Annotated in this window: 24 protein-coding genes and 3 pseudogenes; 15 read left to right on the plus strand and 12 right to left on the minus strand. The window is 71.0% G+C overall.

Features of this window, described 5'->3' with window-relative positions; genetic code table 11:
• The 4 genes and pseudogenes from A5700_RS26775 to A5700_RS02495 form a co-directional block, all read right to left on the minus strand.
• A pseudogene (locus tag A5700_RS26775) lies at positions 1 to 289 on the minus strand (hypothetical protein); the annotation flags it as partial.
• 143 nt (positions 290 to 432) lie between these two features.
• The gene (locus A5700_RS02485; RefSeq protein WP_068204410.1) at positions 433 to 618 is read right to left on the minus strand and encodes a hypothetical protein; all 186 of its coding nucleotides are present in this window, start codon (positions 616 to 618) and stop codon (positions 433 to 435) included.
• 156 nt (positions 619 to 774) lie between these two features.
• Positions 775 to 3,063: an isocitrate lyase ICL2 gene (gene aceA, locus A5700_RS02490; RefSeq protein ID WP_068204412.1), complete on the minus strand. Its 2,289-nt coding sequence runs from the start codon at positions 3,061 to 3,063 to the stop codon at positions 775 to 777.
• Positions 3,064 to 3,222: 159 nt separating this feature from the next.
• Positions 3,223 to 3,939: an MBL fold metallo-hydrolase gene (locus A5700_RS02495; protein WP_068064719.1), complete on the minus strand. Its 717-nt coding sequence runs from the start codon at positions 3,937 to 3,939 to the stop codon at positions 3,223 to 3,225.
• Positions 3,940 to 4,006: 67 nt separating this feature from the next.
• Between A5700_RS02495 and A5700_RS02500 the strand changes: the two genes are divergently transcribed.
• Positions 4,007 to 4,453 carry an SRPBCC family protein gene (locus tag A5700_RS02500; RefSeq protein ID WP_068064716.1) on the plus strand — a complete coding sequence of 149 codons (447 nt, stop codon included), beginning with the start codon at positions 4,007 to 4,009 and terminating at the stop codon, positions 4,451 to 4,453.
• Positions 4,454 to 4,516: 63 nt separating this feature from the next.
• Positions 4,517 to 5,131, plus strand: a complete 615-nt coding sequence (locus A5700_RS02505) for a YbhB/YbcL family Raf kinase inhibitor-like protein (protein WP_068204415.1) — start codon at positions 4,517 to 4,519, stop codon at positions 5,129 to 5,131.
• Positions 5,132 to 5,146: 15 nt separating this feature from the next.
• Here the strand turns inward: A5700_RS02505 and A5700_RS02510 are convergent, their stop codons facing one another.
• Complete coding sequence (locus A5700_RS02510; protein ID WP_068064710.1) at positions 5,147 to 6,010, minus strand: LysR family transcriptional regulator; 864 nt, start codon at positions 6,008 to 6,010, stop codon at positions 5,147 to 5,149.
• 104 nt (positions 6,011 to 6,114) lie between these two features.
• On the opposite strand from A5700_RS02510, the gene A5700_RS02515 reads away from it, so the two are divergent.
• The 3 genes and pseudogenes from A5700_RS02515 to A5700_RS02520 all read left to right on the plus strand — a co-directional run bounded on the left by A5700_RS02515 (position 6,115) and on the right by A5700_RS02520 (position 7,993).
• Positions 6,115 to 6,507 carry a tautomerase family protein gene (locus tag A5700_RS02515; RefSeq protein ID WP_068064707.1) on the plus strand — a complete coding sequence of 131 codons (393 nt, stop codon included), beginning with the start codon at positions 6,115 to 6,117 and terminating at the stop codon, positions 6,505 to 6,507.
• Between the two features lie 8 nt (positions 6,508 to 6,515).
• Positions 6,516 to 6,653 (plus strand): annotated as a pseudogene (locus tag A5700_RS25875) (nitronate monooxygenase); the annotation flags it as partial.
• Between the two features lie 180 nt (positions 6,654 to 6,833).
• Positions 6,834 to 7,993, plus strand: a pseudogene (locus tag A5700_RS02520) (LLM class flavin-dependent oxidoreductase).
• On the opposite strand, the gene A5700_RS02525 reads toward A5700_RS02520, so the two are convergent.
• Positions 7,990 to 9,594, minus strand: a complete 1,605-nt coding sequence (locus tag A5700_RS02525; RefSeq protein WP_068074324.1) for an FAD-dependent monooxygenase — start codon at positions 9,592 to 9,594, stop codon at positions 7,990 to 7,992. The pseudogene A5700_RS02520 and the gene A5700_RS02525 sit on opposite strands and share 4 nt — an antisense overlap.
• A 107-nt stretch (positions 9,595 to 9,701) precedes the next feature.
• On the opposite strand from A5700_RS02525, the gene A5700_RS02530 reads away from it, so the two are divergent.
• Positions 9,702 to 10,061: a hypothetical protein gene (locus A5700_RS02530; protein ID WP_068074273.1), complete on the plus strand. Its 360-nt coding sequence runs from the start codon at positions 9,702 to 9,704 to the stop codon at positions 10,059 to 10,061.
• Between the two features lie 10 nt (positions 10,062 to 10,071).
• On the opposite strand, the gene A5700_RS02535 is transcribed toward A5700_RS02530, so the two are convergent.
• On the minus strand, positions 10,072 to 10,533 hold the full coding sequence (locus A5700_RS02535; protein ID WP_068074272.1) for an SRPBCC family protein: 462 nt from the start codon (positions 10,531 to 10,533) through the stop codon (positions 10,072 to 10,074).
• Positions 10,534 to 10,715: 182 nt separating this feature from the next.
• Here A5700_RS02535 and A5700_RS02540 point away from each other — a divergent pair, with 182 nt between their 5' ends.
• Positions 10,716 to 12,551 (plus strand): fatty acyl-AMP ligase, encoded by a 1,836-nt coding sequence (locus tag A5700_RS02540; protein WP_068074271.1) that lies wholly within the window; start codon positions 10,716 to 10,718, stop codon positions 12,549 to 12,551.
• Between the two features lie 35 nt (positions 12,552 to 12,586).
• Positions 12,587 to 13,249: a hypothetical protein gene (locus tag A5700_RS02545; RefSeq protein WP_068074270.1), complete on the plus strand. Its 663-nt coding sequence runs from the start codon at positions 12,587 to 12,589 to the stop codon at positions 13,247 to 13,249.
• 9 nt (positions 13,250 to 13,258) lie between these two features.
• On the opposite strand, the gene A5700_RS02550 is transcribed toward A5700_RS02545, so the two are convergent.
• A complete protein-coding gene (locus A5700_RS02550) occupies positions 13,259 to 14,029 on the minus strand; it encodes an SDR family oxidoreductase (protein ID WP_068074269.1) in 771 nt (256 codons plus the stop codon).
• A 58-nt stretch (positions 14,030 to 14,087) separates the two neighbouring features.
• On the opposite strand from A5700_RS02550, the gene A5700_RS02555 reads away from it, so the two are divergent.
• The 3 genes from A5700_RS02555 (at position 14,088) to A5700_RS02565 (ending at position 15,558) form a co-directional block, all read left to right on the plus strand.
• Positions 14,088 to 14,564, plus strand: coding sequence for a nuclear transport factor 2 family protein (locus tag A5700_RS02555; protein WP_068074322.1), 477 nt, complete (start codon positions 14,088 to 14,090; stop codon positions 14,562 to 14,564).
• 72 nt (positions 14,565 to 14,636) lie between these two features.
• Positions 14,637 to 15,131 (plus strand): thiol peroxidase, encoded by a 495-nt coding sequence (gene tpx / locus A5700_RS02560; protein WP_068074267.1) that lies wholly within the window; start codon positions 14,637 to 14,639, stop codon positions 15,129 to 15,131.
• A gap of 115 nt (positions 15,132 to 15,246) precedes the next feature.
• Positions 15,247 to 15,558, plus strand: coding sequence for a DUF4333 domain-containing protein (locus A5700_RS02565; RefSeq protein ID WP_068074265.1), 312 nt, complete (start codon positions 15,247 to 15,249; stop codon positions 15,556 to 15,558).
• An 82-nt stretch (positions 15,559 to 15,640) separates the two neighbouring features.
• Here A5700_RS02565 and A5700_RS02570 read toward each other — a convergent pair whose 3' ends face one another.
• On the minus strand, positions 15,641 to 16,024 hold the full coding sequence (locus tag A5700_RS02570) for an NYN domain-containing protein (RefSeq protein WP_068074320.1): 384 nt from the start codon (positions 16,022 to 16,024) through the stop codon (positions 15,641 to 15,643).
• A gap of 134 nt (positions 16,025 to 16,158) precedes the next feature.
• On the opposite strand from A5700_RS02570, the gene A5700_RS02575 reads away from it, so the two are divergent.
• Positions 16,159 to 17,337, plus strand: a complete 1,179-nt coding sequence (locus tag A5700_RS02575; RefSeq protein ID WP_068074264.1) for an acyl-CoA dehydrogenase family protein — start codon at positions 16,159 to 16,161, stop codon at positions 17,335 to 17,337.
• A 19-nt stretch (positions 17,338 to 17,356) separates the two neighbouring features.
• Here A5700_RS02575 and A5700_RS27275 read toward each other — a convergent pair whose 3' ends face one another.
• The gene (locus A5700_RS27275) at positions 17,357 to 18,040 is read right to left on the minus strand and encodes a PE domain-containing protein (RefSeq protein ID WP_068074262.1); all 684 of its coding nucleotides are present in this window, start codon (positions 18,038 to 18,040) and stop codon (positions 17,357 to 17,359) included.
• Positions 18,041 to 18,375: 335 nt separating this feature from the next.
• Here A5700_RS27275 and A5700_RS02585 point away from each other — a divergent pair, with 335 nt between their 5' ends.
• From A5700_RS02585 to A5700_RS02595, 3 genes are read left to right on the plus strand one after another with little or no spacing between them, the layout of a single operon-like run.
• Positions 18,376 to 19,821, plus strand: a complete 1,446-nt coding sequence (locus A5700_RS02585) for a condensation domain-containing protein (RefSeq protein ID WP_068074259.1) — start codon at positions 18,376 to 18,378, stop codon at positions 19,819 to 19,821.
• Between the two features lie 29 nt (positions 19,822 to 19,850).
• A complete protein-coding gene (locus A5700_RS02590) occupies positions 19,851 to 21,209 on the plus strand; it encodes a hypothetical protein (RefSeq protein ID WP_068074257.1) in 1,359 nt (452 codons plus the stop codon).
• Between the two features lie 26 nt (positions 21,210 to 21,235).
• Positions 21,236 to 24,151, plus strand: coding sequence for an RND family transporter (locus A5700_RS02595; RefSeq protein WP_068074255.1), 2,916 nt, complete (start codon positions 21,236 to 21,238; stop codon positions 24,149 to 24,151).
• Here the strand turns inward: A5700_RS02595 and A5700_RS02600 are convergent.
• Together A5700_RS02600 and A5700_RS02605 are read right to left on the minus strand one after the other, a co-directional pair.
• Positions 24,148 to 24,819, minus strand: coding sequence for a response regulator (locus tag A5700_RS02600; RefSeq protein WP_068074253.1), 672 nt, complete (start codon positions 24,817 to 24,819; stop codon positions 24,148 to 24,150). The genes A5700_RS02595 and A5700_RS02600 overlap by 4 nt on opposite strands.
• Entirely contained in the window at positions 24,801 to 26,501 is a 1,701-nt protein-coding gene (locus A5700_RS02605) for an ATP-binding protein (RefSeq protein ID WP_197502940.1), read from the minus strand. The genes A5700_RS02600 and A5700_RS02605 overlap by 19 nt, the downstream gene beginning before the upstream one ends.
• Between the last annotated feature and the right edge of the window lie 66 nt (positions 26,502 to 26,567).

Genomic DNA, 26,567 nt, shown 5'->3' on the forward strand with positions numbered 1-26,567 from the left:
CCCTGCTCACGGCGCCCCCCGGGGGGGGCCCCCCCCCCGCGGCCGTGCGATTCGTGGACCTGGCGACCGCGCCGCCACCGCCGCCGCCGGGGCCCCCACCACCGGTGGGCCCGCCAGGCACGCCGCCGCCGCCCGGGGCGGACGATGGTGCGGGCGCCACGCTCGAGGACGGGGTGGTGCTGGGCGTGGTGGAGCTGGGGGCCTTATTGCCGCCACCGCAGGCGACGGCCAGAACGAGCATGGCCCCGCCGCCGAACATCGCGACCGCGGTCTTCAGTTCGTGCCTCATCGCAACCCCGCTCTCCCCTCGCAGTCCTGCTCTTCGATACCCCGGCGTCGTGGTTCCCAAACGTCTTGCGAGGCAAGCGGTCGCGGGCACTGCACGGCGAAGGTGCCGATGGCCCGCCGCCTCGGATGGCGGGCCATAGCGGGTCAGCAGTTCTCGCCGGAGACGCAGCCGGTGAGGACCGCGTGGGTGACGGCCGGAGCGGGCGCCGGCGCGTTGCCGGACGCGGGGTGCGCCGGAGCCGCTGCTACCGGCCCGACGCCGGCCCCCCCGAGTGTCAGGGCGGTCGCCGCGCCGGCGGCCGCCGTTGCCAACTTCAGATACGCCTTCATTGGCCTCTCCTCTCGCCCCAGGACGTGGTGCGCCCAGGTTTCGGCGTGTGACAACCCCAAGCGTACACCTCTGCAACTATCGCCAGAGGGCAGATTCGTTGCCGCAGGTCACACCGCAATACCCGAGGAGGCGCGGCGTGCCGGGGTGCCGGCGACCTACGCCTCTTTGGTGATGAGCTTGCGCAGGGCCACGCGGTCGGGTGCGAGCAGCTCGGCGATGCGCGGCTTGTTCACCTCGGCGACGATGATCTCGCCGACTTCCTGGTAGACCTCGCTGAAGATGCCGTGCGACTTCATCTTCTCGGTCTGATACAGGTTGTCCTCGGTCGGCGTCACGTAGTACACGGCGTCGGCCTTGAACCGGTGCACCAGCCACAGGTGAATCAGCGTCATCAGCCGCTTCTGGCGCAGCTTCTCGGCGAAGGTGTTCTGGTCACGCACCTGCAGGATGCTGCGCCCGTGCCGGTCCTTGATCGGGTCGACGACGACGTTGGCGAGTTGGTCGCCGGCCTCGCTGAGGATGCCGAGCTCCAGCACGTCAGATCCGGCCCGGCGGGGCCGCAGCTGCACGCGCAGCTTCTCCCCCAGGTGGTAGTTGTCGCTCCACAGCGCCAGCCACTCCTCCAGCAGCTTCTTGGGCACCTCGATCTGCGCGAGGTGCTGGTGCTGGGTCGATCCCTTGCCCATCGCCTTGGTCGTCGCGGTCCGGCCCGAGGACGCCGCCAGCGCGGCGTCGCTGCGGGGTCCACCGACGAGGGTCTGCGGCGTCCGGTAGGGGGATTCGACCAGGCGCATCTTGCGCTGCAGGCGGGCCAGCGCCAGCATGCCGTCCTGCTGCAGCGACGTGGCGAATTCCTCGGCGGCGACACCGTCGATCTGGTGGCCGCCGTAGGTGATGAAGTTGAAGACGAAGCCCATCTTGCCGAGCTCCTCCGGGAACCGCTTCATCTCGTCGTCGGTCATCCCGGTGGTGTCCCAGTTGAACGACGGCGACAGGTTGTAGGCCAGCATCTGGTCGGGGAATTCGGCGTGGATGGCGTCGGCGAATTGGCGCGCGTCGGCGAGGTCGGCGGTCTTGGTCTCCATCCATAAGATGTCGGCGAAGGGAGCCGCCGCAAGGGATTTCGCGATCGCGTACGGAATGCCGCCGCGGATCTGGTAGTACCCCTCGGGCGTCTTGGACAGCTCGGGGTCCCAGGGCGGGTCGACGCCCAGCTCCTTGGCCTTCTCGCGGGCGGCATAGAGCGACGCCCGCGCGGCGAACTGACGCCACTCGTCGGGCGTCAGCGCGGCCGGCTCGTCGTCGCTGTCCTCGGCCGCGAGCACCTCGGCCACCGCCTCGCCGTAGGTCATCAGCCCGGCGTCGTCCTCCCACGCCGCCACGAACCGCGACTCCACCTGGTCGAACAGGTCGTCGACGCCGGTCTGCCCGTTGTCCCGCCAGGTGCCGACGGCGTCGTCGACCAGGGCCAGGATGCCCTGGCGTTCCAGCCACGCGTTGGCGATGCCGTACTCGCTCTCGGCCAGGGCGTAGAGCAGGTGACCGTTGAGCTCCTTGACGCCCAGCTCGTAGAAGCGCCGGACGAGGGCCAGAAAGCAGCTCTTGTACGACGGGATGGTCAGGTTGGTGGCGCCGAGCAGGAACGGCTGGTCGCGCTCGTCGGCGCGGCTGTCGATGAGGTTCGCCGCCTCGGCGTCGGTGCGGGCGACGATGATGCCGGGCACCTTCATGATGTCGAGCTGGAACCGGGCGGCGTTGAGGCGCTTGATCTGCTCGTCCGACGGCACCAGCACCTTGCCGCCCTGGTGGCCGCACTTCTTGGTGCCCGGCCGCTGGTCTTCGATGTGGTAGCCGGCGACACCGACCTCGACGAACCGGCGGATCAGGTTGCGCACGTGCGGGTCCCCGCCGTGCCCGGTGTCGGCGTCGGCGATGATGAACGGCCGGTAGTCGTAGGCGGGGCTGGTGGCGCGTTGTCGCTCGCTCATGTGGAGCCGCTGGTAGTGCTGGTTGCGGTCGGCGGTGAGCAGCGCGCGCACCAGGACCGCGGCGTCGTCGGGCACCTGGCTGAGCGGGTAGCTGGCGAGGTCGGGCCCGGGGTCCTCGGTGGTGGAGCCCTTGGCCGATGTCGCCCAGCCGCCGAGGTAGATGCCCTCGATGCCCATGCGCTTCATGGCCACCGCCTGCCCGGGCGAGTACGGGCCGAACGTGGTGATGCTCTTCTTCTGGGCGAACAGTTCGCGCAGCCGCTCGTAGAAGGCGGCGGCCGCCTCGCGCGCCACCGTGTAGTCGGTGGGGATGGTGCCGCGTTGTTCCACCACCTGGCGGGCCGTGTAGAGGCGCGTGATGCCGGCAAAGCGTTGGTCGTCGAAGTGTCGCTGCGTGGCGGCGACCTCGTCGTCGAACGATGCCCGGACGCCGGTGTCCGTTTCAATGATGGCCATGGTTATCCGCTCCTGTTCGCACCGGTTTCTTCGCACACGGTTCCGCTGAACGTGAGTCTATCCCCGGCGGTGACGGATCAAGCAGGAGTTTTCGGATCGATCCGGGTGTGCCGCCGATTCCGTTGGGCCGCAACCGAATCGGAGCTTCGCCGCGATGGATCAATCCTGCCGGGCGGCGCGATCGCGCAGCCAGTCCCGCTGACGCCGGACGAAGGCGGCGTCGACGGCGGCGCCGTGGCCGGGCACGTAGACGGCCTCGGTGCCGCCGATCGCCAGCAGCCGGTCCAGGGTGGCCGGCCACGCGGCCAGGTCGGAGTCCGCGTCGATCGCGGGGTCGGCGGATTCCTCGACCAGGTCGCCGGTGAACACCACCGGCCGGTCGGCCCCGCCCGCCGGGGGCACAATCACCACCAGGTCCGAGGTCGTGTGGCCGCGGCCGGGGTGGGTGATCGTCACGGCCCGGTCCCCCAGGTCGAGCACCGCGTCGCGCGTCGGGTGATCCGGCCGGCGCAGGGCGCCGAGCGCGCGGTCCACCTGCGCGGCGTCGGCGCCATGGCGCACGGCGTCCTCGCGGAGTTGGGCCGCGGCCGACGCCAGGTAGTCGGCCACCTCGGGCGCGCAATACACCTCGGCGTCGCCGAACTGGGACGACCCGAGCACATGGTCGAAATGCTTGTGCGTCAAGACGATACGGGTGACGACGCGTCCGGCCAGCCGACGCGTGTCGGCGTCCAGGGCGGCCGCCTCGGCCGGCGTGGTGCCGGTGTCGACGAGCAACGCACCGGCCGAGCCGCACACCAGGCCGACGGTGACGTCGCAGAACGCCAGCCGGCACCGGTGGACGCCGTCGGCCAAGCGTTCCCAACGCAGCTGCACACCCGCGACGGTAGTCGCCGCGGGCGTCGCGAGTTTTGACCGGCACGGCACTGGTTATCTTCCGGGCATGGCTATCACCGATTCCCGCGAAGTCGTCATCGAGGCGCCGCCCGAGGACGTCCTGAAGGTGCTGTTCGATATCGAGTCGTTGCCCGAGTGGTCCTCGGTCCACAAGAAGATCGAGGTCCTCGACCGCGACGAGGAGGGCCACCCGCGCCGCTCCAAGCAAGTGGTCAAGCTCGTGGGCGTCAGCGACGAGCAGGAGCTGGAGTACACCGTGCACGACGACGGCGTGAGCTGGACGCTGATCGAGGCGAAACAGCAACGCGCGCAAGACGGCCGGTACACGCTGAGCCCCGACGGGGACTCCACCCGGGTGCGCTTCGAACTGAGCGTCGACCTGGTCATGCCCGTCCCGGGCTTCCTGGTCAAGAAGGGCACCAAGAGCCTCATGGACACCGCGACCAAGGGCCTGCGCGATCGCGTCCTGGAGGTCCGGAAGAGCGGCGCGTAGCGCGGCGGCGTCCGGCCGCGTCGCGGGCTTTGTTCTCGGCGCGCGCTCGGCCACACTGGTCTGATGCACCCTCGGCGCGTGGCAGCGAGCACGGCGAGTCGGCTGGCCTTCGGCGGCGTGGGCCTGGCCCTGTTGACCGTCGCGGTCGGCTGTGGGGCCCACGGTGACAGCGGCACGCCGTCGTCGGCGACACCCAAGGTCACCACCTTGGCGCGCACGGTGCCCGACGCGCCGGCCGACCGGCCGTTGACGATCAGTAGTCCCGCGTTCGCCGACGGCGCCCCGATCCCGGTGCAATACACCTGCAAAGGCGCGAATATCGCGCCGCCGCTGGCGTGGTCGGCGCCGCTGGGCGCCGCGCTGGTCGCCGACGATCCCGACGCCGTGCACGGCTTGTTCGTGCACTGGATCGTCGTGGGGATCGCCCCCGGCGCCGGCAGCACGGCCGACGGCCAGACCCCGGCCGGCGCGACGACGCTGCCGAACACCGCCGGCCAAGCCGCGTACAAGGGACCGTGCCCACCGGCCGGAACGGGCGAGCACCACTACCGATTCACCCTCTATCAACTCCCGAACGACTACCAGTTGCCCGGTGGCCTGTCCGGCGTGCAGGCCGACCAGGCGATCGCCGGGGCCGCGACCGCGCGGGCGCAGCTCACCGGGTTGTTCGGCGGCTGAGCCAGCCCCCGCCGATCAGCCGGCGGCGGCGCTGGCGGCCTCGACGAAGTGGCGCAGGGCCGCGCTGCGGGCGTTCTTGAGGAACGCCAGGCCGACCGGGATGTCCGGCGCCCCGCGCAGCGCGATGAACCGCACGCCGGGGTGAATGCTGCGCCGCACCGCGACGTCCGGGATCACCCCGATGCCGCGGTCGGCGGCGACGGATTCCAGCCACTCGTCGAAATTCGTTGTCTCCACGACGGTTTCGGGGCCGGCGCCCGCCGGCCAGGACCACGGCCCGGTGGTGCCGCTGGCGGTGTTGACCACCAGCGGCCACCGCGGCACCTCGGCCCAGTCCAAGGCCACCCTGTTGGCCAGCGGTGACTGCGCCGCGCACACCGCCACGCGAGACTCGTTGAACAGGTGCACGACTCGCACGGCCGCGGAGCTCACGCGCCCACGCACCAAGGCCACGTCCACCCGGCCCTGCCGCACCGCGCCCAGCGCGTCGTCGGTCCGGACGAGGTGCACGGTGGCCCCGGTCGCCCGCTCGAACCGCGCGACGGCGTCCTGCGCCCACGGGTCGGGCAGCAGCCAACTGAACCCCAGGCGAATGCTGGCCCGTTGCCGCATGGCGTCGAAACCCCGCCCCAACTCGGCGAGCGCGCGTTCGACGTGGTCGAGGAACACCGTGCCCGACGGCGTCGTCTCGACATGGCGCGAGCTGCGATCCAGCAGCGTCACCCCGAGCGCGTCTTCGAGTTGCCGCACGGTGCGGCTCAGGGCCGGCTGGGTGACGCGGAGCTCCTCGGCGGCCTGGGTGAAGGACTTGAGGCGAGCCACGGCCTCGAAGGTCCGCAGGTGCCGCAACTCGACCCTGTTGCGCTGGACCGCCTCCATGCCTGGCAAGCATAGATGCTCGACAACAGGCATTTCACACGCGGTCGGCGCCGACCTAACGTCGTCGGTGAGGCGGATATCGCCCGCCAGACAAAGGAGGCAACATGCCGCTGCTGTACATCGACCTCATCGAGGGCCGCAGTGCCGCACAGGTTCGCGACCTTCTCGACGCCGCCCACGACGCCGTCGTCGACGCGTTCGAGGTGCCCGCGCGCGACCGCTACCAGGTGGTGCGCACCCACCCCGCGTCCGAGATCGTCGCGTGGGACACCGGGCTGGGCATCGACCGCTCCGCCGAGTTGGTGGTGGTGCACGTGGTGAGCCGGCGGCGCACCCGCGAGCGCAAAGAGCGATTCTTCGAGCTGCTCGCCGGCAAGCTCGCCGAACGGTGTGGGCTCGATCCGGCCGACCTGATCGTGTCGATCACCGAAAACGGCGACGAGGACTGGTCTTTCGGCCACGGCCGCGCCCAATTCCTCACCGGCGAACTGAAGTAGGTGCCGCCATGCCGTTGACCACCCGACTCACGAAATTCTTCGGGATCGAGCACCCGATCCTGCTCGCGCCGATGGCCCTGGTGGCCGGGGGCCGGCTCGCGGCGGCGGTGACGGCCGCCGGTGGCCTGGGCCTCATCGGTGGCGGGGGTTGCGTCGGCAACCTCTGCGGCGGCTACTGAGCGCCGAACCGATATTCGACTTGTTTCCCTAGCCGGTGGGGCCATGAGAATCTGGCCCCACCGGCTGAGCACTATCTGGTCCTTCCCTTCCGCCCCGGCGCGGAGCAGTGTGAGTGATGTCAGCGGACTCGACTGCGAGGGAGCTTCATGACCAAGCTGAGGTTCGGGTACTTCATCGCCCCGTTTCACCGCGCGGGCACCAATCCCACGCTGGCCTTGCAACGTGACCTCGAGTTCATCGAGCACCTCGACGCCCTGGGCTTCGACGAGGTGTGGCTGGGCGAGCACCACTCGGCCGGCAGCGAGATCATCAGCTCGCCGGAGGTCTTCATCGCGGCCGCCGCCGAACGCGCCAAACGGATCCGGTTCGGCACCGGCGTCATCTCGCTGGCCTACCACAACCCGTTGTGGGTCGCCGACCGGCTGATGCTGCTGGACCATCTCACCCACGGCCGGGTGATCGGTGGCTTCGGCCCGGGCTCATTACCCACCGATTCAGCGATGATCGGGCTGAACCCGACCGACACCCCGAACTGCTGGAAACCAACCTCGATATCGTGCGCCTGCTGGCCGGGGAGGCGGTGACGGCCAAGACGCCGACGCACGAACTCGTCGACGCCCGCCTGCAACTGGCTCCGTATTCGGACGGGGGAATTCCGCTCGCGGTGGCCGCCGTGGCGTCACCGACCGGGGCGCGCCTGGCCGGCAAGCACGGCATCGGGCTGCTGTCCATCGGGGCGACGCTGACCGTCGAGGGGTTCAACGCGCTGTCCTACCACTGGGGCATCGTCGAGGAGCGCGCGGCGGCGTTCGGCACGCAGGTGGACCGCAGCAATTGGAGCCTGGTGGGGCTGTTCCACCTCGCGGAGACCGAGAAGCAGGCCCGCGAGGAGGTCAAGTTCGGCATCGAGCCGTGGTTCCGGTACTTCCAGAAGGTGGCCGCCTTCCCGCAGATGACCATGCCGGGTGAGCAGCTCGACGAGATGATCGACGTCATCAACGAGAACGGCGCCGGGATCATCGGCACGCCGGAACGGGCGCGGGCCCAGGTGCAGCGGCTGTGGGACCAGTCCGGCGGGTTCGGCTGCATGCTGCAGATGGGCCACGAGTGGGCCAACCCGGCGGCCACCAAGCGGTCGGCCGAACTGTTCGCCGCCGAGGTGATGCCGCACTTCCAGGGCCTGGCGCGACCGACGCTGGACGCCGCCGAACGCGCGGGTCAGATGCGCGAGGACCTGGCGCTGACCCAGCTGCAGGCCGTCGAACACATGACGAAGAAATACCAGGACGAGGTCGGCGCGGGCTAACCACCCGCAAGGTCGGGCGTGGCGACGCCGAACCACCGCGCCAGGGTGTCCCGCAACCGGCGCAGCTCGTCGTCGTCGGGCGCGGACGCCGACGACGCCCAGGCGACATAGCCGTCGGGCCGCATCAGCAGGGCGCTGGCCGGGACCGGACCGTCGGGCCGGCCCGCGGCGACCGTCAGCGCGTCGTCGTCGGCGCGGTCGGCGACCGCGGCGGCGACCACCGCCCCGTCGGTGAGGTCGATCAGCAGCGGTCGGCCGGTGCGCGCCAACTCGGCGACCCGTCGGCTGCCGCGGCCGTCGACCACCGCGAAGTCCGGCACCCAGTAGCCGGTCAACGGATGCTCGTCGGCGCCGTCCGCGCCCGCCAAATACCGGTTTTCGGCCCCGGACACCAGGTTGGTGAGGCGCCGCACGGCCTCGGGCGCCGCGAGCAACTCCCCGAACAGTTGGCGCAGGGCCGTCACTTCGGGGCCGGGCCGGACCAACGCCAGCTGGGCGCGGCTGTGCATGATCACCCGTTCGGCCGCGGGTCGGCGTTCGGCCTCGTAGGTGTCGAGCAGCTCGCCGGAGGCGCGCCCCTGCACGACGGCGGCCAGCTTCCAGCCGAGATTCACCGCGTCCTGCAGTCCGAGGTTCAGCCCGGGGCCGCCCATGGGGGAGTGCACGTGCGCGGCGTCGCCGACCAGGAACACCCGCCCGGCGCGGTAACTGGAGGCGATGCGGGAGTTGATTCCGGAAAAGCGGCGCAGGTCCAGGGGCGTGCCGGGCGCGGCCGGGCGCAGGGGCAGGTCGGCGCCCAGCACCCGCTTGGCGCTGGCCTCCAACTCCTCCAGGGTCATGGGCGGCTCAGCCACGGTCCCGGTGTCCGGTGGCGACAGGCGCGGGGTGCTGTCCAGCTCGAACACGATGACCGCCGGGCGGCCGCCGAGTGCGCCGCTGGCGATGACGCCGCGCTCGGCGCGGTGGAAGTGCAGCGGCGGGATGCGGCCGTAGCCCGGCACGTCCACGCCCCCGGTGGCGGGGTCGATCCAGTCCGCGGGCGGCAGCACGTCGAAACCCATCCGGGCGGTCACGTCGTACGACGACATGCCGGGAAAGTCGATGCCCGCGAGCTTGCGGGTCCTGCTGGTGCCGCCGTCGGCCCCGACGACATACCCGGCCCGCAGCTCGTAGGGCCCGCCGGGTCCCGTGACGCACAGCGTCACCGCGTCGGCGTCCTGCTCGAACCCGGTCAGCGCGTGCCCCCACCGGATGTCGACGCCGCGTTCGGCCGCCCGGTCCGCCAGCGCCTGCACCAACCGCGGCTGCTGCACGGCCAGCAGGAAAACTTGCGTCTCCGGCACCGTCGCCAGGTCGAGCGGGAACGCGGCGAACATCGCGCGCGGGTTCAGTTGCGGTGGCCCGTCGCTGCCGGCGAGATCGTTGTACAGGCCGCGGTGGTCCAGGATTCGGACTCCCTGGCCGATGACGCCGTTGGCCCGGCGGCCCGGATTGGGGCCGGGCATTGGATCCAGGACCACCGGCCGCAGCCCGGCCAAGGCCAACTCGCCGGCGAGCATCAGCCCGTTCGGACCCGCGCCCGCGATGACGACGTCAATCACTTCGCCCAGCGTAATGCGGCGCGCACCCGGCAAACGGCCACGAACCTCACAGGTGGCCGATAGCCCCGCCCCAGGCGGTAGCTAGCGGCGCGGCGCACGCTGCGAGCATGCCCGCCACCATCTTCCGCCGCCGGCGCCCCCCGCTTCCGCTCCTCGGCGTGTCGATCGCCGCCGCGCTCGCCGCCCTGCTCACGGCGCCCCCCGGCCCGGCGGGCCCCACGCCCGCGGCCGTGCGATTCGTGGACCTGGCGACCGCGCCGGCAGCACCGCCCCGCACGCCGCCCGGCTTCGCCGGTTTTGCCGTCGACGACAGCGACGATCAAGCCCAGCTACAGCAGCAGCAGGCCCTGCAGCAGATGTTGCAGTCCGAGCAGCAGACCGAACAGCTCAACGAGCAGGCCGAGCAGCAGTTCGAGCAGGGCATGGAGCAGGCTCAGCGGGACGAACAGCAGGCCGACAACCCGTGAGCCGCGCGAACTAGCGGGCCGACTGACGCTCGGCCGTCTTGACGAGTCGGCCGGCGAAGAACTGCACCGCCCCGCGCAGCGCCGCCCGCACCGCGGGGCCGGTCCCGCGAACGCCCTCGACGAACGAACCGCTCCAGCGGATGTCCGTGCCACCGGCGGCGTTCGGCGTCAACACGACCTCGCCGGTGTAATCCTTCGCCGGGGTCGCGGCGCCCACCAGCTTGTAGACCTGGCGGCGGTCCTGCTCGTATTCGACGATCTCCTCCTGGATGAGCACGGGCCACAGCCCGAGCCGGCGCACCGCCCCGACCCCGCCGGGCGCCGGGTTGCCCTGGCGCGCCCAGCTGGAGTGCACGACGATCGGCCTGGCCCAGGCCGACCAGTTCGCGCCGTCGGCCACCAGAGCGAACAGCGCCGCGGCGGGCGCGCTGCTGGTGCGGTTGATCTCGAAAGAAAACTTCCGGCCCGACATGCCCGACTCCCTTGCGTTTGCTGAGCGGCCCTCAGCGACTGCGCGTACCTTAGCGCGGGCGCCGGCGGCCGAACCATCCGGTCGCAGCGTGGGCCCCGACGGCGGGGGCCCGGTACCGCACGTGCCGACCGTCACGCCCGCGCACGCGGCGTTCGCCGAATTGCCTTGCCTACAGTGGCTTTATGGATCGCGGCTCGCCGTCAAGCGGCACCCCTGGCCTGCTCCGGATCGAGGACTGCCTGGACGCAGCGGGCAACATCAAGACCCCGCAGGGGGTCACACTGATCTCCCTCATCGACCGCAACATCGCCAACGTCGGCGACGCGGTGGCCTACCGATTCCTGGACTACAGCCGCTCGCCCGACGGTGTCGCCGACGAGGTGACCTGGCGGCAGTTCGGCGTCCGACTGGAAGCCATCGGCGCGCGCATCCAGCAGGTGGCCGGGCGGGGCGAGCGGGTGGCGATCCTGGCGCCGCAGGGCCTGGACTACGTCGAAGGCTTCTACGCGGCGGTCAAGGCCGGCAGCGTGGCGGTGCCACTGTTCGCCCCCGAGCTGCCCGGCCACGCCGAGCGCCTACAGACCGCGCTGCGCGACTCGCAGCCGACGGCCGTACTGACCACCCGGGCGGCGCGGGGCGCGGTCGAGGCCTTCCTGTCCGACCTGCCGCGGCTGCGCAGGCCGCAGGTCGTGCTCCTCGACGAGGTACCCGACTCGGCGCGCGCCGCGTTCGCGCCCGTCGACCTCGGCCACGACGAGGTCTCCCACCTGCAGTACACGTCCGGCACCACGCGGCCCCCCGTCGGCGTCGAGATCACCCACCGCGCCGTCGGCACCAACCTGGTGCAGATGATCCTGTCCATCGACCTGCTGGACCGCAACACGCACGGCGTCAGCTGGTTACCGCTGTACCACGACATGGGTCTGTCCATGATCGGCTTCCCCGCCGTCTACGGCGGCCACTCGACCCTGATGTCGCCCGCCGCCTTCGTGCGGCGCCCGCAGCGCTGGATCAAGGCCCTCTCGGCCGAGACCTGCCGGGCCGTCACCGCCGCGCCCAACTTCGCCTACGAATGGGCCGCGCAGCGCGGCCTGCCCGCGCCGGGGGACCCCGTCGACCTGAGCAACGTGGTGCTCATCATCGGCTCGGAACCGGTCAGCATCGACGCGGTCAACGCGTTCAACAAGGCGTTCGCCCCGTACGGCCTGCCGCCGACGGCGTTCAAGCCCTCGTACGGCATCGCGGAGGCGACGCTGTTCGTCGCGACCATCGCGCCCGACGCCGAGGCGACCGCCGTGTACTTCGACCGCGAGCGCCTCGGTGCGGGCCACGCGGTGCGGGTCGCGGCGGACGCTCCCGGCGCCGTGGCCCAGGTGTCCTGCGGCCAGGTCGGCCGCAGCGAGTGGGCGGTGATCGTCGACCCCGACGCGGCCACGGAGCTGCCCGACGGGAGCGTCGGGGAGATCTGGGTGCAGGGCGACAACGTCGGCCGCGGCTACTGGGGGCTGCCCGGGGACACCCGCCGGGCGTTCGGCGGCACGCTGCGGTCGCGGCTGCCCGACGGCGGGCACGCCGACGGTGCCGATCTGGACCGCCCGTGGCTGCGCACCGGCGACCTGGGCACCTACCTCGACGGGGAGCTGTATGTGACGGGCCGGATCGTCGACATGATCGCCGTCGACGGCCGCAACCACTACCCGCAGGACATCGAGGGCACCGTCGCCGAGGCGTCAACGTTGGTCCGGCGCGGCTACGTGACCGCGTTCACGGTGCCCGACGGCGACCCCGACGGCGCCCCGCGGCTGGTGATCGTCGCCGAGCGGGCCACCGGCACCAGCCGCGTGGACCCACAACCGGCGGTCGAGGCCATCGCGGCCGCCGTCCGCCGTCGCCACGGGGTGCCGGTCGCCGACGTGCGGTTCCTGTCGGCCGGCGCGATTCCGCGCACCACCAGCGGCAAGCTGGCGCGCCGCGCCTGCCGCGACCACTACCTCGCCGGCACCCTGAGCTCGCACTAGCCGCCGCGTCCGGCACGCGGTGGCATCCTGGCCGTGTGGGTTTGCTCATCCGGCTGGCGGAGCTGCTGATCGTCGTCCTGCCCCTGGTAGGTGCGGCGGTGGCGGTGGTCCGCTCGTTCGGCGGTGCCAGGCGGCAGGCCGAGCGCCCGGGGGAGACCGCCGCGGCGCGGGACGACGCGCCCGCCCCTGCCGCGAACCCGGCGAACCAGTGGCGCTCGATCCGACGCGTGGTGGACGAGCACGCCCGCACCGACGCGCGCTGGCTCGACTACGAACTCGACGCGGGCAAGCTGCTGGATTTCCCGCTCATGACCGACATGCGCGATCCCCGAACGGTCGCGTTCCACAAAGCCAAGTTGCGGGCCGAGCTGTTGCGGCCGGTCAAGGCGGAGGACCTGCTCGACGATCGGGACGCCGCCGAGCAGTATCGGGCCGCCGTCGAGGACTACGTCACCGCGTTCGACGTGGCCGAGGCGGAGGCGATGCGCCGGCGACGCACCGGCTTCTCGACCGCCGATCAGCAGCGCCTGGCCCGCGCCCAAAGCCTGCTGCGGGTGACGTCGGACGCGGCGGCGGCGCCGCAGGAGCGGCAGCGCGCCTACGAGCGGGCCCAGCGCGAGCTCGACGGCCTGCTGGTGCTGCCCGCGACCACCCAGGCCAACATCGAACGGGGAATCGCCGGCGAACTCGAGGGGTAGGCGTGGGGCTCACGGGCAGCTGTAGCCGCCGTCGATCACCACGTCGGAACCCGTCATGTAGCTCGACGCCTCGCTCGCCAGGTACACGTAGAGGCCGGCCAGTTCCTCGGGGTGGCCCATCCGACCCAGCGGTATCTTCGGCTCCCACAGCCGGTGGTAGTCAGCAAGCGGCTCGACGAGTTCGGTGCGGATGTATCCGGGGCTGACGCTGTTGACCCGGATGTTGTGCGGCGCCAGCTCGACGGCCATGGCCTTGGTCAGGTGGATGACGGCCGCCTTGGAGGCGCAGTAGTGACCCACGCGCTGCGGGACGTTGATGATGTGCCCCGACATCGAGGCCGTGGTAATAATCGCGCCGCCGCGGCCCTGGTCGACCATCGCGCGCGCGGCGGCCTGTGCGGTGAGGAAAACGCCTGTGACGTTGGTGTTTTGGAGGCGCTGGAACTCCTCGGGCGCCATGTCGAGCATGCCTTGCACGCTGATGATGCCGGCGTTGCACACCGCGACGTCCAGTCCACCGAACTCGGTGCTCACCCGGTCCACCATCGCCGTCACCTGCCCGGCATCGGTGACGTCGCACGGGACGGCGATGACGCGGCCGTCGCCGTGCCCGGCGATCTCACCGGCGACGCGGTCCAGCGCGTCCGCGTGCCGCGCCGCGATCGCCACGTCGGCGCCCGCCTGCAGGTAGGCCTGGGCGACCCGCTTGCCGATGCCGCTGGACGCCCCGGTCACCAGAGCCCGCTTGCCGTGCAGGCCGAACAACCCCATGACGTTCATCCGCGATCCCCGTTCCGACCCGTGACCAATACATAGAACACGTTCTAGTGTGTCCGCCATGGGCAAATTCACCAGGGCAGAAATCGAGCGGGCCGTCGAGCATTACACCACCGTCGTTGAGGGATGCAGCGCATCTGGGGACTGGCGACCGTTCGCCGATCTCTTCACCGACGACGTCGAATACATCGAGCACCACTACGGGGTCTTCCACGGGCGCGAGGCGGTGCGGGACTGGATCGTCGCCGTTATGGCGCCGTTCCCGCACATGCGGTTCCCGACGGGCTGGACCGCCTACGACGAGGACAACGACGCCGTCGTCGTGATGATCAAGAACCTGCTCGACCACCCGACCGATCCCGACGGTGAGCCCTTCTGGTTTCCGAACTGGACCCGGCTGGTGTACGCCGGCGACGGGTTGTTCTCCAGCGAAGAGGACATCTACAACCCCGACCGCGACGCGCCCGGCGTGGTGACCGCCTGGCTGCAGGCCGGCGGCCAGCTGGCCTCCGAGGAGATCCTGCAGCCCGGCGCCTGACCGGCCCGGCGCGCCGCTCAGGACGGGCGACCTGGCCCGTGGGGTCCGCCGCGCGCTTGGCAGACTGTGCTCATGGCACAGATAACCTTGCGTGGAAACCCGATCAACACCGTCGGCGAGCTGCCCGCGGTCGGCTCGCCGGCCCCCGCGTTCACCTTGACCGGCACCGACCTGGGCGCCGTCAGCAACGACCAATTCACCGGTAAGACGTTGGTGCTCAACATCTTTCCGTCTGTCGACACGCCGGTGTGCGCGAAGAGCGTGCGGACGTTCAACGAGCGCGCCGCCGGCGGCGGGGCGACGGTGGTGAACGTGTCGAAGGACCTGCCGTTCGCGCAGGCCCGCTTCTGCGGCGCCGAGGGCATCGAGAACGTCAAGACCGGGTCGGCGTTCCGCGACAGCTTCGGCGAGGACTACGGCGTGACCATCACCGACGGCCCCATGGCCGGGCTGCTGGCCCGCGCGGTCGTGGTGATCGGCGCCGACGGCAACGTCGCCTACACCGAGTTGGTGCCGGAGATCGCGCAGGAACCCGACTACGACGCGGCGCTGGCGGCCGTCAGCTGACGCCGGCGCGGCGTTTGCAGCGCACCTCCTTCGCCGGCCGTGACCTGTGGTTGCGGCGTCAATCCGTGTTAGCCTGATCGTCGCAGGTAACCGGCTGGCGAAGGAGCACCGCGCGATGTTGCGTACCGCGGACAAGAGCACTTGGTTGGCGACCGGCCTGCTGGTGGCGGCGGCGCTCGCGGGCTGCAGCGGCAAGACGACCGTCAAGGCCGACGGCGCCGCGCAGTCCGTCGTCGACGTCGTCTACAAGCAGACCGGATTCCGCCCCGGCGACGTGCACTGCCCGTCCGGAGTGGAGGCGAAGGTCGGTCAGCAGTTCGACTGCCACTTCACCGGTCCCGAGGGCAAGGCGTACGTCGCCAACATGCGCATCACCACGGTGGAAGGTGAGCGGGTGGACTTCGCGGTGAACACCCACCCGGCCTAGGGACGGCCCGGCGCCGCGTCCGCGACCTCTTCGACGGCCGTCGTACGGATGACCCGCATCGTCGGGTTCGTCGCCGCCGCGGTCACGCGCCGCTGCGACCGTCGATGACGTCGCGGAAGCCGGCGGCGGGCTGCACGGAGGCACCCAGCGCCGCGACCCGGCCGGACAGGCCCTTGTCGGACGTCACGACCCGGATGTCGGAGGGGTGGGCGTCGGCCCGCACCCGCCGCACGATCTCGTCGTCGGCCGAATCCGCGGCGGCCCGCGGGGCGTAGGCCACCTCCACCATCGCCGAGGCGATGGCGTCGCGCGGGGGCCGCTCGAACACCACCGTCACGGCCTCGGCGCGCCCGGCCGCCCACCGGTCCAGGCTGTCGACCAGGGCCACCATCGCGCCATTGCGATCCCGCCACCACCCGTCGGGCCGGCAGCCGATCACGTTCATGCCGTCGATGATCCACCGCACCCGGCCCACGGTAGAGCGTTTCGTCGGCCCGGTCCGGCCGCCCGCGCAAATCATTCATAAAGCGGTCAATGATTGGTACCGTCGCGGTGTCCCGGCCCGCACGCGGGCGGCGTCCGGACTGAAGGAGAACGACGATGACGTCGATAGCCGAAGAGCGGGTCGTGGCGCTGGCCCGGGGAATGCGGGACCTGGTGCGTGCCGAGGCCGCGGAGTCCGAGCGGCTGCGCACCACGAGTCCAGCGATCGTCGACGAGATGTGGGCCAGCGGGCTGATGTCGGCGTTCAATCCGGCCGCGGCCGGCGGCGTCGAGCCGTCGTTTCCCGAGATGATCGAGACGTGGATCGAAATGGCTTGGCAGGATGGGTCTTTCGGGTGGATCGGGATCGCCAATCTACCGTCATCCTTCGCCGCCGCGGCGTACCTACCCGACGACGGCTACGCCGAGGTCTTCACCGCGCGCGACAATCGGGTCACCGTGGGCGGCCAGTTCTTCCCCAACGGGCAGGGCAGGGCCGTCGACGGGGGTTACCGGGTGAGCGGGGCGTGGAACTTCGGGTCGGGCATCGGGCATGCCCAGTACGTCGCCGCCGGGTTCTTCCCGATGGACGACGGCCAAGTGCGGTCAGCCGGCGAGGGTCTCCCCGAGATGCGGGTCGCGGTGATCCCGCGGGAGCAGGTCAGCTTCGACGACGGATGGCACGTCCAGGGCCTCAAGGGAACCGGCTCTTACGACTACAGCGTCCAGGACGTGTTCGTGCCAGCGGGCCGCACCTTCGAGTTGTTCGCGCGCCGGCCGCTGCGCGGCGCCTCACCGGCCACCCGCATGGGCCTGATGCCGGTCACCGCGGCCGGGCACGCTTCGTGGGCGCTCGGCGTCTCGAAGAGCATGCTCGACGACGTGCAGGACTTGGCCGCCACGAAGTACCGCATGAGTGACATGGCGTCCCTGGCGAGCCGGCCGACCTTCCAGAAGGGGCTGGCGCACCACCGCGCGGCCTGGCGCGCCGCCCGCTTGTTGGTGCTCGACGCCTTCACGTGCGCCGAGGCCGCGGTGGCGGCGGGCGACGACCTGACGCCGGGGCTGCGGGCGGACATGCGGGTGGCCGCCGTCTACGCCACCGATACGGCCCGTGCCTGCGCGGAGTGGGCGCACCTGGTCGCCGGTACCAGCTCGATCCGCGAGGGCTCCCGGCTGGAGCGGGCTTTCCGGGACATCTACACCGGCACGCAGCACGCGTTCATCAGCGAGAAGGTGGCCATCGACGCTGCCCAGATCTGGCTGGGCCTCATCGACGACCAACCGGGGCTATAAACCGCGGGCCGCGCCCCGGCTAGAGCAGCCGCTCGCCGTCTCGGGGTCCCGCCTCCCGGTCGGTGTCGTCGCCGCGCGAGGTGTCGGTGAGCGAGGAGGCCAGGCCCGGTCCCGCGGCGCCGCCGGCCGACGCGCCCTGGGCGAGCGAGCTCAGCGAACTCAACGGGCCCGCGCCCGCACCCAACGCCGTCGACGCGGCGTTGACGACGCCCGGCAGGCCGGCCGCCGGGACCCCCGCGGTGGGGGTCGGCGGAGGCACGACGGGGGATGCGGGCGTCGACTCCAGCAGGCTCGTCAGCAGCGGGGTGCGCGCAGCCGAACCGCCGGCACCCGGCAGCGCCCCGCCTCGAGCCAGGCCGCCGCCCGCGCCCGCGGCGAAGGGCTTTCCGACGAACTGCGCGCCCGCCACCTCCAGCATCCCGGCGGCCTCGCCGTCGACTTCGGCATACCTGCGGGCAATGTCGCTCAGGGTCACGCCCGCGCGGGCCAATTCCTCTTGAGCGGCCGCGTGCGCGGCGAGCAGCGCCGCGCCGTCTTCGGCGAACGCGATCGCGGCCTGGGCGGACACCTCGTCGACCCCGGCGGGCACCAGCGCGGTCACCGCCGGCGCCGCGGCGGCACCGGCCGCCAGGCCGCGCGCGGCGACGTCGACCAGCTGGACTCCGATGGTGCCGGCGACCGGATCGTGTGACATCGACTCCATGCGCGCGCTGCTCCTTCGTCGCGGGACCGCCGCTGCGTCGCCCCCGCGTCGCGGGGCGCCGAGATCATCGTAAGCGGCGCGGGGAGTTTCGACCACGCGAACGAGGCGCACACCGCGGCCTACCGGCAACCCGGCCCAGGGCGAGCACAATGCGCAAAACTGCCGAATCGTCGCTTATTCCCACTATTGACCACAAGAGCGACAGGGCCCCCGCCGCCGCCATATGTTCAATTCGACCGCAGTCATGGCCCACCACTCGGGATCGCGAAATGCACTGAGGGAAAACCGAATTGATCGGCGCAACAGCCGCCGACTGAAGATTGAGGAGCACGCAAATGGTCGCACTGGGCAGCATCAACGGATGGCAGGCACCCGACGGACCGGTGACCACCTGGACGGCGTCGCCCGCGACGCGGACGGCGGCCGCGAGCGCACCCCGAAGCGACCAACCCGCGAGTTACCAACAGGCACAACACATTCGAGTCGCTCACTACGCCGAGGCACTGGGCAGGCAATTGCCGCGCCTGATGGTCGTCGCGTGGGACGTCCCCGGCGTGTGCGACATCCCGGCGATGACGGCCGTCATCAACGCCCACGTCCGCCGCCACGACACCTACCACAACTGGTTCGAATTCGACGAGGGCGACGTCGTCCGGCACACGATCGACCCGGAGGTCATCGACTTCGTGGCCGAGCCGATCGGCACCATGACCGCGGCGCAGATTCGCACGCACGCGATGACGACGACGCCCGGGACCCTCGAGTGGGGTTCGTTCACCTTCGGGGTGATCCAGCACAGCCAGTACTTCACGGTCTACGCGAGCGTCGACCACCTGCACATCGACGGCCTCTCCGCCAGTCTGATCTTCCTCGACCTGCACCTGACCTACCAGGGCCGGCGGCACGCCAGCCCGATCGCCCTGCCCGCGGCCGGCAGCTACACCGACTACACCGCGCGGCAGCACCAGCAGCTGGCCGCGCTCACGCTGTCGTCTGCGCAGACCCAGGGCTGGCTCGACTTCGCCCGTGACAACGATGGCAACTGGCCCAGTTTCCCGCTGCCCCTGGGTGACACGCACGCCACCGCCAAAGGCGACTTCCTGACCGTCGACCTCCTCGACGCCGACGAGACGGAGTCGTTTGACACCGCCTGCCGGGCGGTCGGCGCCCGGTTCAGCGGTGGCGTGCTCGCCTGCGCGGCGCTGGCCGAACACGAATTCACCGGTTCCAGCACCTATTTCGGTTTCACGCCCTATGACACGCGAATGCCGGGCGTGGACACGATGAGCGTCGGCTGGTTCGCCAGCCTCATCCCGGTCGTCGTGCCAACGGCCAGCGGGTCGTTCTTCGAGGCCGCTCCGGCGGCACAGCGCTCGTTCGACGGCGCCAAGCATCTCGCGGGCGTGCCGTTCGAGCGGGTGCTGGAGCTGCTGACGCCGGATCAGCCGGCCATCAAGCTGCCGACCCGTGCGGCGATGATGGTGTCCTTCCTGGACTTTCGCAAGATTCCCATCGCCTCGTTGTGGGAAGAGACGAACTTCGGCACCTACGGCGACAACCTGTCGCACGGCGGGATCAACATGTGGATCAACCGGCACGCCGCGCGCACCACGGTCACCATCTCGTTCCCGGACAACACCACCGCACGCGAATCGGTGCACCGCTACCTCGCGGCGCTGCTAGGCACGTTCAAGGCCGTCGTCAAGAACACCGCGGACTGGGTGGACGAGGTGGCCGAGCACGCGAACTCGACGGCTCAGCTGCCGGTCGCCGGCCGCTGATACGGACCTCAGCGAGAAGGGACTTCACCATGAGCACCGTGCTCGATCTGACCGATCAGGTCCATTTCCTCGGCGAGCAAGCCACCGGAACCAGCATTGTCCTGCAATGCGTCTGGGTGTACGACACCACGATCGATCTCGAGGGTTTACGACGGTTCCACCACCACCTGCAGCGCGGCCGGTTGGCCCGCCGCATCGACCCGTCACCGCTGCCCTTCGGGCGGCACCGCTGGGTCGCCGCCGACCGGACGCCCGATCTGCACGTCGCCCAGCCACCCAGGCCGCGAGGCGAGTTCGACGCCTGGCTCGACGAGCAGGCCGAGCTCCCGCTGGACGCCGAACAGGGGCCCGGATGGCGCCTCGCCGTCCTGCCCTTCGCCGAGGGCGGGGCCGGGGTCACCCTGGTCATCTCGCACTGCCTCACCGACGGCGTCGGGCTGTGCGAGGCGCTGGCCGACGCGGCGACGGGTCGCGGCGACGCGATCACCTGGCCGGCCGCTCCCGGGCGCCGGCGTTGGCCGACGGTGCGCCGCGACCTGCGCCAGACCGCGAGCGACCTGCCCGACATCGGCCGCGCCGTCGCCGCCGCGGTCCGCGCGCTGGGGTCCGCGCCGCGCGCCGCGGCACCCGCCCGCACAGCGCGCCGAGAGCTGCCCAGCGGGCGCGGCCGGGCCGCCAGGCTGTCGACCGCGACGGTGCTCGTCGACGCGACGCACTGGGACATGCGGGCGCAGGCGCTGGGCGGGACGAGCAACACCATGCTCGCCGCGGTGGCCGCGCGGCTGGCCGTCCGCCTGGGCCGCGTCGGTGCCGACGGCTCGGCGCTGCTGGCGATGCCCGTGAACAACCGGCTCCCCGGCGACACGCGGGCCAATGCGCTCACCGGCATCGAGATCTCCGTCGACCCGCGTGCCGTGCTGACCGACCTGCGCGACGTGCGCGCCGCGACCAAGCGGGCGCTGATCCACCGCCGCGACGTGCCGGACGAACGCTTCGCCTTGCTGCCGCTCACGCCCCTGCTGCCGAAGTGGTTGGTGCGGCGCATGATCGGCATGGCCGTCGGCGAGGCGGTCACCGGGTCGTCGAACCTCGGCGCCGTAAACCCCGCCGCGCTGCGGCCGGACGGCACCGAGGCCGACAGCTTCGCCATGAAGATGCGCTACCCCCGCATGACCGAGGCGACCATGCGGCACACCCGCGGACTGCTGAGCCTACTGTCCGGCAGGACGAGCGACACGGTCTTCGTCTCGGTCGTCGCCCATCAGCCCGTCGGCGCCGAACATAGCCTGCCACAACTCATCTCGTCCGCGCTCGCCGATTTCTCGCTCACCACAACGACGCAGCGCCGAACCCCCGAACGGCTCGCCGCTGCGCGCGGCCGCCCATAAGTCCCCGCCCCTTAAGAAGGTTCACCATGGCTACACAACTCACCATCTTCGCGGCCGCGCGGCGCATCGATGCGTTCGCGCTGCTGGGCCGCCTCGTGTCACGCGCGCCGTGGCTCGTCATCGCCGGCTGGCTGGCGGCGGTCGGCGTCCTCGGCGCGACGTTCCCACCGCTGACCGAGGTGGTGCAGCGCCAGCTGGTTCAGGCCCTCCCGGCCCGGGACATGGCGGCCGCCAACCAGATGGCCGCGGCCTTCGGTGAATCCGCGCAAAACATCCTCATCGTCGTACTCACCGACGAGCGCGGGCTGACCCCCGCCGACGAGGCCGCCTACGGCACGCTGGCCGCCACGTTGCGCGCCGACTCCCGCGACGTGGCCGCCGTGCACGACATCGTCGCCACGCCGGCGCTGCGTCCCTCGCTGGTCAGTGCCGACCACAAGGCGTTCTACTTGGCGGTGGACCTCAAGGCGCCGGCCGGCTCCCCGGAATCCTCGCAGGCGTATCAGCGCGTCGCACAGACCGCCACCCGGCTGGCGCCGGGGCCCTCGTTGACGGCGGCGGTGACCGGCCAGGCCGCCATCGTCGGGGACATGTCCATCGTCAGCGCCCGCGACATGCACATGATCGAAATCGCAACCGCCGTCTTGGTTCTCACCATCCTGTCGGTCATCTACCGGCGGCCGGTCACCGTGCTCGTTCCCCTGCTGACCATCGGCATCTCGGTGGCCTGCGCCCAGGGCGTCGTCTCCGCGCTGAACCAGCTGGGGCTGGGGGTGTCCGCACCGACGATCGCGCTGATGACCGCGATGATCGTCGGCGCCGGCACCGACTACGCCGTGTTCCTGATCAGCCGGTACCACGAATTCGTCAGCGCAGGCAGCGATTCCGATGTGGCGGTGCAGAGGGCGCTGAGCTCGATCGGCAAGGTCATCACCGGCTCGGCGGCCACCGTCGCGCTCACCTTCCTGGGAATGGTGTTCACCCGACTGCCGGCCTTCACCACCGTTGGACCGGCGCTGGCGGCCTCGATCGCCGTCGCGTTCCTGGCGGCGATCACGCTGTTGCCCGCCATCCTCGTGCTCGCCGGCCGGCGCGGCTGGGTCGCGCCCCGCGCGGCGCTCACCGGACGACTCTGGCGGCGGTCCGGCGTCGCGATCGTGCGCCGCCCCAGAGTGCACCTCGTGGTCAGCCTGATGGTGTTGAGCGCGCTGGCGTGCTGCGCTGCCTTCCTCGCGCCCACCTTCAACGACCGGATGCAGTTACCCCAATCTGCACGCAGCAACGTCGGGTTCGCCGCGATGCAGCGTCACTTCACGACCAGTGCGCTGCTGCCGCAATACCTTTACGTGCACTCGCCGCGCGACCTGCGCACCCCGCAGGCCCTGGCCGACCTCGAGCAGATGGCCCAGCGCGTCGCGCAACTGCCCGACATCGGCACCGTGCGGGGCGTGACGCGCCCCAACGGGCAGCCGCTCGACCAGACGAAGATCAGCTATCAGGCCGGGCGGGTGGGCACCAACCTGGAGAACGCGTCGACCCAGGTCTCGGACAGAACCCACGACCTCGACGCCCTGAGCGCCGGCGCCGACAAACTCGCGGCCAGCCTCGCCCAAGTGCGCGACCAGATCCGCGGCGCCAACGGGCTCACCGCCGAGGTGGACGCCACCTTGGGCCAGATGCGGCAACAGGTGAGCACGGCGACCCAGCTGTTGGACACGGTGCGCGGGCTGGGCGACAGCGGGCCCGCCGCCGCGCTGGGCAGCCGCGCCGTCGACGCGGCCGGCCCCATGGTCAACGCGCTCAACGCCAGCCCGCAGTGCGACGCGGACCCCGCCTGCGCCGCGGGCCGCTCCCAGCTGCAGCGGCTCGTTGCGGCACGCGACGACTCGACGTTGACCAAGCAGATCGTCGCGGTGGTCGGCACCCTGCAACAGAAGCTGCAACGCCTGAGCGCCCTGCTGACGACGGCGGTCAACGCCGGGGCACCCCAGCGGGTGGCGCGCCTGCAGCACGGCGCCGACGCGTTGGCCGACGGCAGCCAGCGGCTGGACCAAGGGGTCAAGGCGCTCGTCGAACAGACCAAGAAATTGGGCGCGGGCATGGACCAGGCGGCCGACCTGCTGTTGTCGATCAATCGCGACGCCTCGCGAAACACGATGGCCGGCATGTACATTCCGCCCACGGTGATCACCTCCGAGGATTTCAAGACCGCCGCGAAGATGTTCATCTCGGCGGACGGGCATTCGGTCCGCTTCATCGTCGAGACGCGATTCGACCCGTTCAGCACCGCCGCGATGGATCAGGTCGCCTCCATCCTGGCAACGGCTCGCGGGGCGCAACCCAACACTTCACTGGAGGGCGCCTCGATCTCGGTGGTGGGCACCACGGCGATGTACAGCGCGATGCGCGACTACTATTACGGCGACGTCCGATTGATCGTGGTCGTCACGCTGGTCGTGGTCTTCCTGATTCTCGTGGCGCTGCTGCGGGCGGTGGTCGCACCGCTGTATCTCATTGCCTCCGTTGCTATTTCGTTCCTGTCGGCGCTGGGCATCGGGGTCGTGGTGTTCCAGTTCGTGCTTCATCAGGCCATCAACTGGAACGTGCCGGCGATGGCATTCATCGTGCTCGTCGCGGTCGGAGCGGACTACAACCTGCTGCTGATCACGCGAATCCGCGAAGAGTCCACCGCGGGCGTGCGCACCGGGGTGGTCCGCGCCGTCCGCTCGACGGGGGGCGTCATCACCTCAGCGGGCATCATCTTCGCCGCGTCCATGTTCGGGCTGTTGTTCGGCAGTCTGTCGACCATGGTGCAGACCGGGGTGATCATCGGTGTGGGTCTGCTGGTGGACACCTTCGTGGTGCGCACCATCACCGTGCCGGCCCTGGCGGCGATGTTGGGATCCGCGAACTGGTGGCCCGCGCGGCCGTCACCGCGCTAGCGCCCGCGCTTGCCGACGGCCAGGAACTCCTGCTCCGGCCGGCCCGTGGTCCCGTAGCGCAGCCCGACGGTGACCTCCGCGGTGGCCGCCAGCGCCGCCAGATACCGCTGCGCCGTCGCCCTCGAGATGCCGATCGCGGCGGACACCTCCGCGGCCGACATCGGGCGCTGCGCGGCCCGCAGCGCGTTCAGGACAAGATGTTTGGTCGACGACGCCGCCACGGTGGCGGGCTGCGGCGCCGCGACCCTGGGCCGCAGGGCGTCCAGCGCCGCGTCCACGTCCGCGGCGGTCAAGTTGGGGCTGGCCAAGATCTTGCGGTAGCGCGCATAACCGGCCAGCCGCGCCGCCAGGTCGGTGCTCGCGAACGGCTTCACCAGATAACCGACCGCGCCGGCGGACATCGCCGCGCGCACGGTGACCGCCTCGGTGGCGGCGCTCAAGATCATGCTGTCGCCGCGCAGTTCGCGGATGAAGTCGATGCCCGACCCGTCCGGCAGGTAGACGTCGACCAGGGCGAGGTCGACGGGACCGACCTGCCGCGCCGCCTCGAGCGTGTTGGCGGTCGCGCTGACCGCGAAGCCCGGGAGGGCGTTGACCACCTCGGCGTGCAGGTTGGCGACCCGGAAGTCGTCGTCGAGCACCAACACCGTCAGATCTGCGTCGCCCACTGTGCCTCCTCCGTCAGCACTCCCGGAAGCCGGGCGATGAATTCCGCGCCGGGCAGCCGCAATCCGGCGTCGGCGCCGCCCGGGCTGGACAGCCAGAGGTCGCCGCCCAGCGAGCGGGCGATCTGGCGCGACAGGGCGAGCCCGATGCCGCGGCCGCCGGGGATGCCGGAGTCCGGTTTGGTCGACGTGCCCTCGGTGAACAGTTCGTCGACGAAGTCGGCCGCGACACCGTCGCCGCTGTCGGCCACCGTCACGTGCAGCGTCGAATCCTCTTGCAACAGTTCGATTTCGACCTCTGCGGCCGACGCGTCGCCGGGTATCGCACCGGCCCGGGCCGCGTCGATGGCGTTATCGAGCAGATTGCCGACCACCGTCGTGACGTCGACGGGCAGCGCCAGCCGCCCGGCCACCCAGGTGTTCTCGCCGAGCTTGAGCGTCACGCCGGCCTCCCGCGCGGCGGCGGCCTTGGCCGCCAGGAAGGCCTGCAGATAGGCGTCGCGGATCGCCTCGATCCCCGGTATCGCCGAACCCAACGGCCCCGACCCGAGGAGTTCCTCGAGGTATTGCCTGCCTTCGTCGACATGACCGGCGTGCAGCAAGCCGTTCAGCAGGTGGAGGCGGTTGGCGAACTCGTGGCGCTGGGCGCGCAACACGGTGCTCATCACCTGCACCGCGTCCAGCTGGCGGGTGAGCTGTTCGACGTCGGTGCGGTCCCGCACCACCAAAACGGTTCCCAGCGAGCGCCCCTCGCGGCGCACCGGCCGCGCCGACACCACGACCACCAGGTCGCCGACCGTGGCCAGGGTCGGCGTGGCGGCGGCCGACCGCAACACCTCGAGCACCCGCGGCGTCAGCCCGATCGCCTCGACCGGTCGGCCCGTCCGGCTTTCGATCCCGAGCAGCCGGCAGGCCTCGTCGTTGACGAAGGTGGTGCGCCCGGCGGTGTCCACCGCGAGCACGCCCTCGCCGATGCCTTGCAGGACGGCCGCCTGGCTGCGCACCAGTTCGGTGATCTCGGTGGGCCGCAGTCCCAGCGTCAAGCCCCCCAGCCGACGGGCGAGCAGCCAGGAACCTGCCACGCCCATCAACAGCAGGATGCCCGCCATGGTCGCCAGCGCTTGCACGTTCTCGGCGAACTCGTCGTTGAACGTCTTCGTGGAGATGCCGACGGCGACGATGCCCAGAACCCGGCCGGTCGCATCCTGCACCGGTGCCCTGGCGACGATAACCACGCCGAAAGCCGTTGACTCCTCGGCGGTCTGCTCGCGGCCGGCCAGCTGCGGCGCGAAATCCGCCGCCACCGGATAACCCAGCAGGTCGTGGTCGGGCGCGGCCAGCCGCACCTGGTTCCTGTTGGTGATGACCACGAACAGCACATGGGTGCGCTGCTGCACCCGTGCCGCGACGCTTTGGATAGGGCCGCCCGCCAATTCGGCGACGAACGCGGGGGTGGGGGTCCGGGGCGCGTCCTGGTAGCGCGTGATGTTGTCTTGCACGGTCGGTGCGGAGGCCACCACCCGCGCGATGTCCAGGGCGTGCACCCCGTATTGGACGTTCAGCCGGTGCCGGTCGAACATCGCGAAGACCATGAAGGCGAACACCAGCGTCAGCGTCACGATGACGAGTTGCACCACCAGGATCTGGGTGGCGAGTCGCAGGTCGATGCGACCCTTCTCGGCCATGACTGGACCCTACCGTGCCGCTGAGCACAACGCGCAAAATTGCCGATCTGCTGTCGCGCTTGACGA

The sequence above is a fragment of the Mycobacterium sp. E1214 genome, from assembly GCF_001666755.1.
In the GTDB taxonomy this organism is placed as follows: domain Bacteria; phylum Actinomycetota; class Actinomycetes; order Mycobacteriales; family Mycobacteriaceae; genus Mycobacterium.